Origin of the sequence: Psychrobacter sp. TB67, from assembly GCF_000511065.1 — a bacterium.
Classification (GTDB): Bacteria; Pseudomonadota; Gammaproteobacteria; order Pseudomonadales; family Moraxellaceae; genus Psychrobacter; species Psychrobacter okhotskensis.
The window spans coordinates 262,548-278,496 of the sequence record NZ_AYYA01000055.1 but is presented as its reverse complement, the minus strand read 5'-3'; the positions used below and the strand labels follow the sequence as shown (position 1 = coordinate 278,496).

The following is a 15,949-nucleotide window of genomic DNA, read 5'->3' as shown; positions in this document are numbered from 1 at the left end:
AGCAATCATAAAGTTAACGATCGGAAACCTGCTCACTAAGCACATTTATGATAATCAAAAACAGCTATTAAAAAGCAGTGATCAAAAAACCATGTTTGAAAATAACAGCCATCAAACAAAATAACCATCAAAGCGTACGGCTTCGTTATGCCAGCTTTCACTGGGTTGTTGATTAGCGAGTAACGGTGCCAACTGCGGGCGCTTGACGACTACGCGACCCCGTAGTTGTGTGTGTTGCCCATTTTGACGAACGACTGCTTGCGCAGATTGTAGCAATTGTAGTTCTTCCTCTGAGGTCGGCGGGCTAGCCAACTGATGCAATGCTTGCATATGCTTGCCCACTTTAGCACCTTTACCTGTTTTACTATCTTGGTAACTGTCCTCTGGAAACATCGGATCCAGATATACCACATCGATTGCTTTCGCATCGACTTCTTTAGCGTTATCCGCATCAGCTTGTAGGCTTGCAAAATAACTATTTTTAAAATAACTGAGCGCATCAGTATTGATAATCTGTAGCCGACTCATAAGCTTTTGCCAATTTGCTAGCGCACTCATACGCTGCTGTTCTGCTAGCAAAAGCAGCGCCATCAAAGGCTGCTGCTCGAGCATAATGACCTGTGCACCCGTACTGGCCAATATCAAGCTGTCATGACCAAATCCCGCTGTGGCATCAATAACCTGACTATCCGATGTAATTTTTGCCGCTTGTAATAATAGTTCAGACTTACGCCCCGCACTCACCACACGGCGTTGCAGCTTATCCCATTCGGGTGCAACACTCAGTCCATCGCTCAGCCATGATAGCTTGTTTTTGTCATCTAATAGTAAGATAGGTTGGGTGGCTGTCTGGCTTAATTGCTGGCGACGTTTTTGATTAAGCTTAGCAGTAAACAACTCAAGGTGTAAAATAATGGGCAGCTGATGAGCAATTATCAACGCTTGTATATCTGCAACCTGACTATGCTGAGACTCGCTAACGTAGACAAGTTGGCAATGTGTAAAGCTATTAGATACTGGTTGCAAACTGCTCATAATAGCCCTTCCTTCTTACCACTCAAAACCGCATGTATTATCATAAAAGCCTATTTCATCATAAAACTTAGACTGCCATTTGATAACCAAAACCCCAAGCAGCGACCAAGACGATGACGCCAGTGACAATACGTAGCCACGCAAAGATTTTGAAATCACGACGACTTACCCACGCAACCAACAGGCGAATACATAATAAGGCAACGATAAATGACACCACTGTGCCGATGCCGAGTACTAACCAATCTTCACTGTTGGTTAAGACGTCATGATGCTTGAGCAAATCTAATAATGCTGCACCAACGATGACAGGAATACCCAAAAAGAAAGAGAACTCAGCGGAAGCTTTACGCGAGACACCGAGCCATAATGCACCGATAATAGTGGCACCCGAGCGCGATGTTCCGGGTATCAATGCCAGACATTGCAGCAGACCTATCATCAATGCTGTTTTTAAACTGACGTCTTCTGCTTCTTGCGCAATAATCGTCTTAGGGCGATTTTCGACATAGAATATCAGCAGACCACCGATAATCAGCATAATTGCTACGACGATAGGATTAAACAAATAAGCCTTGATTTCGTCAGCGAAGGTAAAACCAACGATCATCACTGGAATAGTCGCCACAATTAAGCTAAGTCCTAGCTGTCTTGGATTACTCATACCTTCTGCTTTACCTGTCAGTAAGCCCATCAGTGATTGCCACAGTCTGCCCCAATAGTCATAAATGACCGCCAAGATAGCGCCAAGCTGCACGACTACCACAAACAAATCGACTTTTTCTTTGGTCCAAAAGCCCATCAAATCGGCTGATAAAATCAAGTAGCCAGTGCTAGAGATGGGTAAAAATTCAGTGATACCTTCAACGATACCCATGATGACAGCTTGAATTAATAAAATGATATCCACGATGGCTTTCCTAGATACGGACCGGTTGGTTAATAGCGTTTTTAGAGTATTGTTATATGTTATATAGCGCTGATAATGGCTGGCATTAATATGATGGTTACGCCTTACCTTGCTCTTTTAGCGTTTTCCACGCTTGATTGCGAAGATACTTTGGTAAAGCTTGTGAGGCTTCTGTACCACCTGTCGCCATGAACTGAGCAATACCAAGCTGCCCTATCACAGTAGCGTCAGGGTGAATATCTGCCTGAATTATCTGACCGTCACGTAATGCTAATAGCGACGCCCCATTACCAGCGATAGGAATATTAAGCATCGTCTGGCTGTCATAATCGAGCAACTGCTCGGTATCTTCGCCATTTTCTTGATTAACCGCCTGCATCAGGTCATCTGTTGCAGCATATTGCCCAAAATAAACTTGCTGCATACGGGCGTCAAGGGCGCTATAAACGTCGGTCTGACCGTATTTCTGATACGCACATTGAGCAATCGCTTGTAGGCTTGAGACACCCACACAAGGAATGTCATGAGCAACAGACAATGCTTGCACGACTGCCGTATTAATGCGTATACCGCTAAATGCACCAGGGCCACGGTTGAATATCAAGGCTTGCAAATCAGCAAGATTGAGCTTAGCTTCGGACAGTGCCGCATCAATCATCGGCAGGATTTGCTGCGTTTGCTGGCGTTTACCCGTCTCAGTATGACTCGATAGCACTTGACCACTGACATCTAAAATCGCGATCGAACACTGATCGAACACGGTATCCATTGCTAAAAACATCATAACCTCGGCTTATTCGCTTGGTATTATAGAACAGCGCCTATCATAGCATTTAGGATGGGCAAATTTTATTAATTTCAAAATTTTCATACTTAATCCATCGATATTCATTTAAGTATGACAGACATGAAAACCCCCAAAGCGACTGGCACCTTGGGGGTTTTATTAACAACTACTTATTTAATCAACAACCATTTAAAAACGTTTTTTGAAGCCCTTCGGCGCTTGGTTTTGCATCTCCGCCATTTGCTTTTGCATCTCTTCGGTACTTGGCATATTGTTTGGATCCAGACCCATCTGTTTGGCCATCTGCTGTGGGTTCACGTCTTTAGCGCCGCCTTGTTGACCGCCGCCGAATAAAGGACCGCCGCCACCTGCTCCACTGCCGCCGCCCATCAATCCTTGCATCGATTTCATCATCTTACTGATGCCTTCAGGCTTGGAGATCATTTTCATCATTTTTGCCATTTGCTTGTGCTGCTTGAGCAAACGATTGACGTCTTGAATCTCGCGACCTGAACCTGCGGCAATACGGCGTTTACGGCTTGGATTAATCTTATCAGGGTTTTTACGCTCAAACGGCGTCATTGAATTAATCAATGCTTCCATTTCACGCACTTTTTCTTCTGGCTTAGCATCTTCAACCGCTTTTTGCATGTCAGAGCCGCCCATACCTGGCATCTTATCCAAAAAGCCTGCCATACCGCCCATACTTTTCATTTGTTGGAACTGAGTCAAGAGATCTTCAAGGTCGAACTCGCCGCCCTTTTGCATCTTTTTCGCCATTTTTTCGGCTTTATCACGATCGATTTTTTGTTCAACTTCTTCGACTAGGCTTAAGACGTCACCCATGCCAAGAATACGCTGGGCGATACGCTCCGGATGGAACAGCTCTAGCGCGTCTAGTTTTTCACCGCGACCTAAGAACTTAATCGGCTTACCAGTGATCGCGCGTACAGACAGTGCTGCACCGCCGCGAGCATCACCATCCGTTTTAGTCAGGATAACACCCGTTAATGGCAGCGCATCGTTAAAGGCTTTGGCAGTATTGGCCGCATCTTGACCGGTCATCGCATCGACGACGAATAAGGTTTCAGAAGGATTGACCGCAGCAGTTAATGCTTTGATCTCCTCCATCATCGCTTCGTCGATAGCCAGACGACCGGCAGTATCAATAATCAAAATATCTTGATACTGGATTTTCGCTTCTTCAATAGCGCGTCGAGCGATATCAATCGGGTTTTCGTCGCTACTTGAATTGACGAATTTGGCATTCACCTGACCTGCCACTTGCTCAAGCTGGGCAATCGCTGCCGGACGGTAAACGTCAGCAGAGACTAGCATCACCTTTTTCTTATGACGCTCTTGTAAAAACTTCGCCAATTTACCGGCCGTGGTGGTTTTACCCGCCCCTTGCAAGCCAGCTAGTAGATAAACAACTGGCGGTTTACCCGTCATCTCAAGCTGCTGATTGGCACTGCCCATCATTTCGGTCAGCTCGTCATGGACAATTTTGACAAATGCTTGACCCGGTGCCAACTCTTTGAGCACTTCTGCACCAAGCGCTTGCTCTTTGACGCGCTTCACAAAATCACGGGTGACCGGTAGCGCCACATCCGCCTCTAACAATGCCATGCGCACTTCACGCAAGGTGTCTTTGATATTGTCTTCGGTCAGTTGCCCAGTCCCGACAATATTGCGCAGACTCGACGATAAGCGTTCTGTTAAAGTATCAAACATAAATAACTCTCAGTTAAAGTGATTCGCAGTTAAAGTAATTCGCAGTTAAGATAGTTGTTGGTTAAAATAATTGTTAGTCAAACCAGTTCTTAGGTAAACCATGAAAATGGCTTATAAATAATATTAGGATGCATGCTTAGGTTTGGGTGCAATGCTGGCAAATAAAACTGCCTATTATCAATACTATAGCATTAAGACGGCTAAAAATTTATAGACGTTTTGCAAAATGCTTGCTTGGTTAACTTATCAGTGACCGATACAAGGTCTTATTTATCCTGCCATCGTTACGCATTTATGAGGAATAAATAAGATGATACTCAATTGACTGCCATTTTATGATAAATTGGACGATTATTCTAATCCTTCTGTCACAACCACTTTAGCATTATATTGAGCGGCTATTTTACGCTCATGATGAGATGAGGCTTTTTACCTGTGCACTTTGCATTCTTACTTGCTAGTATGGCTTATATCATCGTCAGCTTCCACATCGGTTGGGCGCTGATTCAGGACAAACCTATCCATAAAGGCGTGAGCTTAGGCTTATTATTGGTCGGTATGCTCGCGCATGCGACGCTACTCTACCCTTACGTCGTGACCTTATACGGGCTAAATTTTAATCTGTTTAATGTGCTGAGCCTCACCAGTTTGTTTTTCTTATTCTTTTATGTACTGTTCTGTCTCTATCGCCCTATTCTGAGCCTCGGTATTTTGGCCGCACCGACTGCCCTGATAGGATTGACAGTCGGCTATGTCGGCCGCGCGCCTTATCAACCACTTACGGATATCAGCGTTGGCCTTGAAGCACATATATTGCTATCGCTGGCCGCCTATTGTGTGCTGCTGATGGCAGCGGTGCAAGCGCTATTTTTGCGGCTGCAAATTCGTGAGCTTAAGCATCAAAGCATTCACCGCTTTTGGGTCAATAAACTGCCCTCACTACAAAGTATGGAAAGTCTGTTATTCGACATGCTGTTGGTCGGCTTTGTCCTGCTTAGCATCGCGCTGGGTATCGGCTTTATTTACGTAGAAGATCTCATGGCGCAGCATATCGTGCATAAGACGGTGTTTAGCTTGCTATCATGGTTATTGTTCGGTGCGCTACTGTTCGGTAATTGGCGCGCTGGATGGCGTGGCAAACGTGCTGCCAACATTACTATTTATGCCTTTATCTTATTGGCCATTGGCTTCGTCGGTAGCAAGTTTGTGTTAGAGATGCTGTTATAAACTTAGATTTACCGTAGTAATGTGATTAAAAACGGAGCCGCCAATAGTATTATCTAATACTATTGGCGGCTTTTTATTAGCTCTGTATTCAATGCATACCTTTCACTTTAAAAATGCTCTAATCAAAAGCTAATTAAAAACCACTGTTTTATTGCCAGTCACAATCACGCGGTTTTGCACATGCCAGTTAACGGCACGTGCCAACACATTGCGTTCGATATCACGACCAATAGCCCGCAACTCTGTCACACCTTGACGATGGGTCACACGGTGTACGTCTTGCTCAATGATAGGCCCTTGATCTAATTCAGCAGTGACATAATGCGCGGTCGCGCCGATAAGCTTGACGCCTTTGTCATAAGCTTGACGATACGGATCAGCCCCGACGAAGGCTGGCAAGAACGAATGATGAATATTGATAACTTGCATCGGCCAACGCTTGACAAAATCAGAGGACAGTATCTGCATATAGCGCGCTAATACTAGCAAGTCATTGCCTGCCATCAATTCGTGAATCTGCTCTTCCGCCTCTGCCTTATTGTCCTTGGTCACTGGCACATAATGAAAATCAATGCCAAAGTTTTCTACCGCTTGGCGTAAGTCTTCATGATTACTGATGACCGAAGTAATCTCACAATCAAGCAATCCACGCTGATGCCGCCACAATAAATCCAACAACGCATGATCAAACTTGGAAACTAAAATACCGACTTTGGTTTGAATGGCATTATCGTGCAAGCGCCAAGTCATATTGTGACGCTTGGCAACCGTATGCCCAAAGCTGACTTCGAAACTTTCGATAATCTCACTTAACCCTGATAGCGCAAACTCTAAGCGCATAAAGTATTGTCCGCCTTCATGAGCGGTTGAATACTGATCAAGGGAGATTATATTACCGCCATAGCGATGGATAAATTCTGATACGGCTTGGACAATACCAGCCTGATCCTTGCATTTGATCAAAAGCGTGGCAGTATCAATAGCAGGATTAGCGCCAGAGGTTTTAGAAGATGAAACCGTTATTGTAGTGTCTGATGTTGTATTACTTAACATAATGTGCCCAATGTAAAAATTAAATCAAAGCTTACTACTGATTGTAGAATCTATTACCAGTATAAGAAGACAGCTATTTTAATCGCTTTTACGATATTTTGCTGAGCGAGTTGGTTGTTTTTGGTTATTCAGTATACTAATGCAAAAACCCCCAACGCGTGGTTGGGGGTTCGTTCTAAATGCTAATCTTCTGAATAAGGGTTATGAGCCATTATTCAACCTTAATGACTTTAGAGAAACCGAAACCATTATTATTTACAGTAACGGTTGAACCAAGTTCAAACGCTTTGTTAAAGTCTATGATATAGGTATTAAAGCCAGCACTTGGAGCATTGGCCGTTCCCTGACCGTCAATAGTCACGTTATAGTTTGGTGAATATGGCGATAAAGTAACTCTAGTACGTGGCGTATTTTCGTTAATTGTAACATTTAGGCTGTTTGTACATGTAGCACCACCAGTACCAAATGGACTTGCATTACCAATCCAAGGAGTTATCAGAGTCGTATCATTTATTACTAAATCATCCACTGATGTTGGTAATTGATAGTTGATACTCTGAGTGTTTTCACTACCATTTACAAAGGTGGAAGCATCAAAGCGCACCTTCACCCAATTTGAATAACGCAACGGGTAGCGAATTTCAAAGTCAGCGCGACCTTCCTCATCTGTGATAAATGAATAACCATCATCTGAAACTTCGCTACCAAGAATAGTCACTGGATTAATAGCTTCAAGCTTACCACTAGAATTCTTATCTTCGTTTAATGTAGGATCAGAATCTTGATCTAGCGTGTAGTTGTAATTAGCATCCTCCGTAGGATACCAGTCAGATTTTAAAGGTACTGGCGTTTTTTCAGAGAAGACTTTCGGTTCTGGTGTGGTAGTCTTTATCACATTGCCAAACTCATCAAGCTCATCAATATCAGCAGCTTGATAAGTAGTTGTACTATCTAGTAAACAATATACACCTTGAGCATATTCCGTTGCATAAGACTTAATTGACACTTCTTGATTCGCTACAGCACGACCTGAGCCATCCATGACAGATATCGAACCCCGTACCGTATAGTAAATATCATCAGAAGATAACTTATTAGAGAATGCTAAAGTGGTGTATACAGCCTCTTTCGATACAGTGAGATTAGTGGTCTTACTACCAATATTTGCATTATCTTGTAATAAACGCGCATTAATAATTACTCCGCCGATAGGAGAGCTAGCATTGGCTTGATAGACCACACGCGCCTCACCTTTACTATCAGTAATAGCCGTTGCCGCAGACAAGCGTCCTGCTGACGAGTCTGACGCACGGCTAAATACGACGGTTTGACCTTCGACTGGCACATCATTTTTATCTTTTACCGTAGCGACAATTTCAGTGCTACCACCCGGGGTAATGACAGATTTCACCGCTTGAAATAACATTTTAGCAGGTGTTGTAGCACGGAAACGTGCATCAACTGTCGCACGATAGCGCGGCTCACCGTTTGGTTGAGTTTCACCCAGTATAGTTGCCTGTAGTGCAGTAATACCAGCAAGCTCTGATGTCAAGGTAACTGGTATCGTAATAACATTACCACTTATATCGGTGGCAGCAATGGTTTTAGTAACGATGACATTGTTACTAGCAGCACTACCATTAGTAAACTTACCTAGTGTCGTTTGTACTTCAACTTGCTTACCGATTAGTTCTGCTGCTTGTGCAGCTGTATCACGACGGATCTGAACATTGATAGTCTGCGCTTTATTAACATCGTAGACATCTTTAATATCTATAAAGCTAATGCCTGCCTGCGAGACTTTGATTAGCTCAATACTATTTAGACTACGCTGAGTATTAATGCTATTTTCACCCAAGGCGCGGGCAAATACACGTAAGTTACCATTATTATCAAAGAATAAATCGCTTTCACGGACATTAAAACTGGCATTACCATCTGCATCGGTAGTCGCAGTAGCACTGGTGGCAATAATATCACCGTCTTCGCCTACTAGTTCCATACTAGCATTGGTAATAGCACGTCCTGCACCATCTACCAACGTGGTCGTGATAGTAGTAGAAGCATCATCTTTCAGATTGGCTTCTGTAGCTGCAATAGTAATTTCTGTACCGATAGCTGATAGGCTTAATGACTTCTCTTCACGCACTTGCATGCTGACATTGCCATCTGCATCGTATTGCGGTGTCACGATTTTAGCATTAATCACTACGCTATGATTCAGACGGGAATTGATAGAGTTGGCTGCTAAGATGACGCCGACATCGATCTGACCATTAGCATCAGTGGTTACCATACTTGGTGTGGTTAACGCTGCACCACTTGCCTCTAAGTCTTCAATACTTAGCTGTACAGGTACTCCTGCCAAGATACCGCCTTTGCTGTCGGTCACACGGAAAGTAGCATTGGTCTGATCACCACCAGTATTCAACGTAGACTTGTCAGAGGACGCTATGAGCTGATAACTATCAATCGTAGCAGTATCTACTGCAACGATATAGGTCTGTGGTAGCTCGACACCTTCTGCAGTCGTCGTGGTAGCTGTCAGCTTGATGCCTGCTTCTAAGATAGCTTGGTTGACGTTAGCACCATCTGTAAGTGTTAAGTCAAAGGTTGCTAAACCATCACCGTTAGTCGTAGCTGTGTTGTTGCTAACAGTTACGCCAGTTTTGATAGGGTCATCGACATTTAAGCGAACTTCACGATTGGCGATAGCGCCACCTTTATTTTCTAAACGCACGAATACTTTGAAGGTATCGCCTTTAGTATTGACGACTTTATTTGCGCCGATGGTTAGGCTTTCTTGTGTACCGCTTGGATCTGGAGTGACTGTCTTAACAGTACTGGTTTTTGTGGCAATGTTAGTATTCTCATCCGTTGCTGAGAATACAACTGCAAAGCTACTACCAATGGCTGATTTTTGCTCATCAGTAAGACCAGCTGGCACAGCAAGCGTAAAGCTAGCTCTGCCCGACTCATTCGTGGTTTGTGTACCACTGGTTACTAAGCTAACACCTTGAGCAGCAATCGCAGCAGGAAGCGCTAAGTAAACTGACTTACCTGCAATGACATTGTCTTTGCTGTCTTTGGCTATCACTTCAACTTGAGTCTCACCACCGTTTAGATTCAGTGCTTTCGGTGTGATGGCTATTAAATCAATAGCAGCTTTGGTTGACTGTACATTAAACTGAATTTCTTGTTTTTTACCTGTTAATGTTTCCGTCAAAGTAGCTGTCAGCTTTTGGTTTTTTAGAGCAGCTTTTTGCGCTGCCGTTAAGCTACTCGGTACAATAATCGTGAAGCCTGCTGTGCCTGTAGCGTTAGTACTTACAATATTGGTAGCTGAGCCTGACTTACCATTTACAAGTAATAACGCTGATAGTTCTTTGTTAGCAAATTCCAGCTGGATAGGCTGATCACTGATACTGATGTTGGTGTTTCGGGTACTTAGTGCCGCATTCACAACAACGTTACCACCTTCACCATTCAATGTGTAGAAAGGACGATTATTAATAAGGTTTGGCGGATTTAGTACCGTCAAATCAACTGCTGGGGTTAGAATATCTACTTGTTTTATAACAGAGGTATAAGTCTCTCCTTTTTCTACATAAGACAGCTGATAGTTAATACCTGTACGCTTAAGCTCAGAACGCTCTTTTGCTGTCAACCCTTCTGGGATAGTCACTATAAATGTCGTCTCACCACTAAAGTCAGTAGTCGCTGACTCTGCATTGACAGTAACGCCGTAATCGAGCGCTGCTTTACCCAATTGGATAGCAACTGCTTGCCCTTTAACTGGTGTTTGGTTTCCTTTGGTCAATAGCTTGATACTGATAGTACCCTTACCGCCAAGTTCACTAACAGAAGGCGTGAGAATAGAGGCAAACTCTAAGCTCGTTGCTGGTTGTGCTACCTTAATAACTGCATTTTCAATTTTTGCTACTGTTCCATCATCATCTGTTAAAGTGGCATTATATTTAATACCTGATTCGATTAGAGCTGTACGTTGTGTTGCTGTTAGGTCTTGACTAAGGTTGACGGTAAATACCGCATTACCAGCTTCGTTTGTTGTTAATTCATTCCCTTGAATGCTGACTCCTGCCACATCACTGATTTCAAGCTTTACTTTTTTCCCGACTGCGACATTACCATTAGGACGTTTAGCAGATATTTGAATAGTAAACTGCTTATCTGTCACAGTCACTACTTTAGGTGAGCTAGTCGAGGTTAGTTTGATATCGCTTTTTGCTACTTCTGAACTGATTTTTATAGCTGAACTGCTGATGCTACTACTCGCACCTGAGGCTTCAACTGCTTTAGCAGTTAGCCTAAAGTCTGGTTTTGCTTCCAGCGCATCTCTCTGTGACTTAGTCAAACCTGCTGGAACGCGAACCGTGTAGCTCACCATCCCTTTACTATCAGTTACTTGCTCAGAGCTACCTTCAATACTCAACAACCCCTGTTGAGTTAAATTACTAGGTAGGCTTGCTGTGACCTTCTGACCTTCAATAGCACCACCATTTTTGTCATTTACACGGAAGCTAATGATGGCGCTACCACCTGAACTTGACAACTGAACTTTATCACTGGCACCAAAATTAATTTGATATTGTGCCGCCGGAATAATGACAGAGGCGTTATAATCACTGGTAACCACACCATCGTTATCAGTTAAACTGGCTGTATAAGTAATACCTGACTTCACCAATGCTTCACGTTGAGCTTGGGTCAAGTCTTGGCTTACATTTACGATGAATGTCGCGTTACCTGAGGCATCAGTCTTCTGTTCGTTATCTTTAACTGTAATGCCTGCTACTTTATTAAGCTCTAGCTTGACAACTTTATCAGCTGCAGCGCTACCATCTTTGCGCTTACCCGATACTCGAATCGTAAATTGATCTTTTAAAACGTTCACTACCTTAGGATTGGTCTCTGAGGTTAAGACCGTCAAACTTTTCTGGATTTTATCGCTTATGCTGATAGGCGCACTATTGGTACTAGTACTGGCTCCAGATGCCTCAATCAGGTTGGCCGTCAAGGAAAATCCGCTGGCTTTTTCTAATGCTGATTTTTGTGCAGTCGATAATCCAGTAGGGATACGAACGGTATAGCTCACGATACCTTTGTCATTCGTTGTCTGAGTAGTAGCGCTATCTAGGGTCAATAGCCCAGCATCAACTAAAGACTTCGGGAGACTCACTGTGACTTTTTGATTGCCTATAACGCCACCGTCTTTATCATTCACTCGGAAGCTAACGACAGTACTGCCACCTGAGCTTGATAATTGCGCATTGCTGCTGCTACCAAAATTGATTTTGTACTCGGCGTTAGGGACAGATGCTTTCACACTGTAGTTTTCAGTGGCAACACCATCGTCATCAGTCAATGTGGCTGTATAAGCAATGCCTGTTTTTTCAAGCGCTTTACGTTGCTCTAAGGTCAATGCTTGGTCTATATTTACGGTGAACACCGCATTACCAGCACTGTTAGTGGTTTGTTCACCACCTTCGATACTAACGCCCTTGACGTTATTAATCGCAAGCTTTACAGATTTACCTGCAGCAGCACTACCATTTGGACGCTTGGCAGATACTTGAATCGTAAACTTGTCTTTTAAAACGTTCACGACGCTAGGAGTGGTTTTTGCCGTGAGGATAGTTTTACTTCTACTAGGGTCAGCAGTCACTGGGATACGGTTACTACTTACATTGATACTTGCACCTGATGATTCAACCAGACGAGTATTTAGCACGAACCCACCAGCTTTTTCTAACTCTGCTCTCTGTGTAACAGACAGCCCTGCAGGAATGCGAACCGTGTAACTTACATTGCCTTGAGCATCAGTTGCTTGGCTTGCGGCATTTTCAAGTGTTATCAAACCCTTTTGAGTCAAGCTGGTCGGTAAGCTTGCTGTTACGGTCTGATTGGCTATTACGCCACCATTTTTATCATTAACGCGGAAGCTTAGGGTCGTGACACCACCTGTACTTAGCAGCTTACTAACACTGCTACTGCCAAAGTTTAGCTTGTATTCAGCCACTGGAATGATAACTGGCGCTTTATACTTATTAGTAGCCACACCATCATCATCAGTCAGAGTTACCGTATAAGGAATGCCAGACTTCACCAAAGCTTGGCGCTGTGTTTCTGTCAGATCTTGGCTTAAATTAACAGTAAATGTGACATTACCTGAGGCGTCTGTCGTTTGCTGGCTACCTTGAATACTTACGCCTGTGACATTGCTAATAGCCAACTTCACTTCTTTACCAGCTGCCGCACTACCATCTGGACGTTTGCCTGCCACTTGAATTTGGAATTGATTTTTTAATATATTAACAGCACTAGGGATGTTTTTTACATTTAGGATTGTTTCACTTGCAGCAGTGACTTGGATACGCTCACTGTTGATAGTGCTACTGGCTCCTGAGGTCTCAGTAACCTTAGCCGCTAAGATAAAGCCACCGATACCTTCTAGTTTTGCTCTTTGTGCAGCAGTCAAACTTGCTGGCACACTCACATTATAACTAACCATGCCTTTACTATCGGTTACTTGAGTAGCGGCACTGTCTAAATTCAATAACCCTGTTTTGATTAGATCTTGAGGTAAGCTGGCGGTTACTTTTTGATTGGCAATTGCGCCACCATCTTTATCATTGACACGGAAGCTGATAATGGCCTCACTACCAAAACTAGAGATTCTATCTTTGTTTTTCGTCGCAAACTTTATTTGATACTGAGACTCAGGAATATATGCTTCACTGCCATATGTATCCGACGTTACTGCGCGGTTAGGCTCTGATAAAACCACAGTATAACTCACGCCTTTCTCTACAATCTCTTTACGCTGATCTGCAGTAAGCGTAGGTGCTACGATGAGATTTACAACTACCTTTCCAGTCGCATCAAAGACAAAGGCCTCTGTACTCAGCTTGACCCCAGTAATTGGGTTATTAAGCTTGATTGTACCTTTTGCTCCATTGATAGAGGTTGGTACTTTAGCGTTTTTGGTAGTTGCTGTGATAGTTAGAGGTTGCTCATCTCCATAGGCATTGAGCACTACATCGCTACCTTTTACATCTAGCACATAATCTGAGACTGGCAACTCTATTGATAGATTGCCTGTTTCTTGCTTGGTAGCACCATCTGGCTCTTGGATGCTAATAGCATACGCAATACCTTCACCTTGAAGAAGTGCATCGCGCTCAGCTTTCGAAAGATTTTCGTCTATTTTAATGCTGAACGTTGCGATACCATCCGCATTTGTAACTTTACTACTGCCACCTACGATAGAGATGCCTTTAATACTATCAATACCCAGTCCAACTTTTACATCTTGAACACGGGCACCATTGCTATTTTTAGCAATGACGGTCAATTGGGCATTATCACCATAAGGGTTTAGGGCATTGTTAGAAACTGAACTAGTGCTCAACACAGATGTGATATCAAGTTTACTTTCGGTAACTTGTGTGCCACCACCACTGCCTTTTTTGCTCACTGAAACTTTCAGCTCTTGCGGTGCAATAGCAGTACCATCTGCTTTTTTGGCAGTGGCTACTAAGGTGAAGCCTTCTGCTACTAGCGCATCTTTATCAGCAACAGCTTGCGGATTGAGCTTGAGCGTATACACAGCATTACCATCGCTATCAGTAGTCTGGGTGCTCTGCCCTTCAATAGTAATACCATTATTTTCAGAATTGACTACTTTTAAGGTCACGGCTTTACCAACCATTGCGCCACCAGAGCTTACTTCAGCAGCTTTGACAGTAACACTGAAGTTCGTTTGCTCATTTGACAGCTCGATAATAGTAGGCGCTGTACTAAGTCTTTGCAAAAAGAAATCAGGCTCAACCTCTGGTACCTGTTCACCACCGCCGTTATTGCCATTGCCGCCACCATTACCAGGCTGCTGAACACCCAAATCGGGTTCAGGTGCGATAGAGTCGACCGTGTCACCATCACCGCCGCCACCGCAACCTGCTAGTGCCAGAGCGCAAGTCAAAGAAGTAAGCTGAAATAATTTAGAAGTAAAAGGTAGTGAACTATATGACATGTTTTGAACTCCGCATTGGCAGTAATTTATTCGAGCAAATAAGTAAATTGTCATTACACCGAATTACAATAGATTGGTGATGATACATAGATTTACATTAAGGTCAGTTGTATTAACAGATTGTATTAATTTTATAACAGCAACTTTACTGACTTTTGTTATAACTTACAACTAAAAATTACTCTTTACCGTTAAATAATCAATCACATAGCCCGCTCATTTCAGGTATAATAGCTCGCGTTGAAGCAGACATTTATCATAAAAATATTTGAGTATTCATTACTTTTATGGTATAAATGTCGGCTTTAAAATTTTCTGAATTGGTTAGCCTGTTATTTGCCTTTAGATGACAGTCATATCAGCTCAACCTTCATATAGTTTTGTTTGGTGCAAAGCTGCCGCTTGCTGTGTCCATGCCGCAAATACGTGCAACTTGCCCAGACTGGTATGAGAAAAACTCATACCTCATAGATTAGGAGTTCGCCATGTCTAGAGTTTGCCAAGTGACTGGAAAGCGCCCTATGGTGGGTAATAATGTTTCGCACGCAAACAACAAAACCCGTCGTCGCTTTCTACCAAACCTTCATAACCATCGTTTTTGGGTAGAGTCTGAAAATCGTTTTGTACGTCTACGTGTGTCTACCAAAGGTATGCGCACCATTGACAAACTTGGTATCGATAAAGTGTTAGCAGATATGCGCGCACAAGGTCAAAAAGTATAAGTGACGACTGGTAGCTTAAGGACATCGATTATCTTTGTTACTTAAGCTGCCATTCTGCTACATTTATTGTAGCCACTTAATTTTTTAGATCCGTACCTATCGTTTGAAGACCCCTCATTTACAGGAAAGCTATCATGAGAGATAAAATTAAGTTAGTATCAACCGCTGGTACTGGGTATTACTACACCACTACCAAAAACAAGCGCACTATGCCTGGCAAAATGGAAATCAAAAAGTTTGATCCAAAAGTACGCCAGCATGTGATCTTTAAAGAAGCTAAAATCAAATAATTGCTATTATTTGAACAAAAAAAAGGGTATATCAATTGATATACCCTTTTTTATTGCTGATGTTTTGGCTATTTGTGCTTAACTTGCCTTACTAAGTTACTCGCTATTATTAATAGCTATACAGAAACAGCTGTGCAG

At 43.0% G+C, this 15,949-nt stretch carries 9 protein-coding genes; 3 read left to right on the top strand and 6 right to left on the bottom strand.

What is annotated here, in order from left to right; translation table 11 throughout:
* Positions 1–111: 111 nt before the first annotated feature.
* The 4 genes from W293_RS0110850 to ffh form a co-directional block, all read right to left on the bottom strand.
* A complete protein-coding gene (locus tag W293_RS0110850; RefSeq protein ID WP_025652462.1) occupies positions 112–1,035 on the bottom strand; it encodes a class I SAM-dependent methyltransferase in 924 nt (307 codons plus the stop codon).
* A 67-nt stretch (positions 1,036–1,102) separates the two neighbouring features.
* A complete protein-coding gene (locus W293_RS0110845; protein WP_025652461.1) occupies positions 1,103–1,945 on the bottom strand; it encodes an undecaprenyl-diphosphate phosphatase in 843 nt (280 codons plus the stop codon).
* Positions 1,946–2,042: 97 nt separating this feature from the next.
* On the bottom strand, positions 2,043–2,726 hold the full coding sequence (gene tsaB, locus W293_RS0110840) for a tRNA (adenosine(37)-N6)-threonylcarbamoyltransferase complex dimerization subunit type 1 TsaB (protein ID WP_025652460.1): 684 nt from the start codon (positions 2,724–2,726) through the stop codon (positions 2,043–2,045).
* Positions 2,727–2,921: 195 nt separating this feature from the next.
* Positions 2,922–4,466, bottom strand: a complete 1,545-nt coding sequence (gene ffh / locus W293_RS0110835) for a signal recognition particle protein (protein ID WP_025652459.1) — start codon at positions 4,464–4,466, stop codon at positions 2,922–2,924.
* Between the two features lie 462 nt (positions 4,467–4,928).
* Between ffh and W293_RS0110830 the strand changes: the two genes are divergently transcribed.
* Positions 4,929–5,693: an inner membrane protein YpjD gene (locus W293_RS0110830; protein ID WP_037025430.1), complete on the top strand. Its 765-nt coding sequence runs from the start codon at positions 4,929–4,931 to the stop codon at positions 5,691–5,693.
* Positions 5,694–5,822: 129 nt separating this feature from the next.
* Here W293_RS0110830 and purU read toward each other — a convergent pair whose 3' ends face one another.
* Both purU and W293_RS0110820 read right to left on the bottom strand, forming a co-directional pair.
* Positions 5,823–6,746, bottom strand: a complete 924-nt coding sequence (gene purU / locus W293_RS0110825) for a formyltetrahydrofolate deformylase (protein WP_025652457.1) — start codon at positions 6,744–6,746, stop codon at positions 5,823–5,825.
* Positions 6,747–6,957: 211 nt separating this feature from the next.
* Positions 6,958–14,799, bottom strand: a complete 7,842-nt coding sequence (locus W293_RS0110820) for a hypothetical protein (protein ID WP_025652456.1) — start codon at positions 14,797–14,799, stop codon at positions 6,958–6,960.
* Between the two features lie 485 nt (positions 14,800–15,284).
* On the opposite strand from W293_RS0110820, the gene rpmB reads away from it, so the two are divergent.
* Both rpmB and rpmG read left to right on the top strand, forming a co-directional pair.
* Complete coding sequence (gene rpmB / locus W293_RS0110815; protein WP_010201401.1) at positions 15,285–15,521, top strand: 50S ribosomal protein L28; 237 nt, start codon at positions 15,285–15,287, stop codon at positions 15,519–15,521.
* Between the two features lie 134 nt (positions 15,522–15,655).
* Positions 15,656–15,811 carry a 50S ribosomal protein L33 gene (gene rpmG, locus W293_RS0110810; RefSeq protein WP_010201403.1) on the top strand — a complete coding sequence of 52 codons (156 nt, stop codon included), beginning with the start codon at positions 15,656–15,658 and terminating at the stop codon, positions 15,809–15,811.
* Positions 15,812–15,949 lie beyond the last annotated feature (138 nt).

Coding starts and splice junctions, on each gene's coding strand:
- W293_RS0110820 (WP_025652456.1), bottom strand. CDS start 14,799: ATGTCATATAGTTCACTACCTTTTACTTCTAAATTATTTCAGCTTACT.
- ffh (WP_025652459.1), bottom strand. CDS start 4,466: ATGTTTGATACTTTAACAGAACGCTTATCGTCGAGTCTGCGCAATATT.
- purU (WP_025652457.1), bottom strand. CDS start 6,746: ATGTTAAGTAATACAACATCAGACACTACAATAACGGTTTCATCTTCT.
- rpmG (WP_010201403.1), top strand. CDS start 15,656: ATGAGAGATAAAATTAAGTTAGTATCAACCGCTGGTACTGGGTATTAC.
- W293_RS0110830 (WP_037025430.1), top strand. CDS start 4,929: ATGGCTTATATCATCGTCAGCTTCCACATCGGTTGGGCGCTGATTCAG.
- rpmB (WP_010201401.1), top strand. CDS start 15,285: ATGTCTAGAGTTTGCCAAGTGACTGGAAAGCGCCCTATGGTGGGTAAT.
- tsaB (WP_025652460.1), bottom strand. CDS start 2,726: ATGTTTTTAGCAATGGATACCGTGTTCGATCAGTGTTCGATCGCGATT.
- W293_RS0110850 (WP_025652462.1), bottom strand. CDS start 1,035: ATGAGCAGTTTGCAACCAGTATCTAATAGCTTTACACATTGCCAACTT.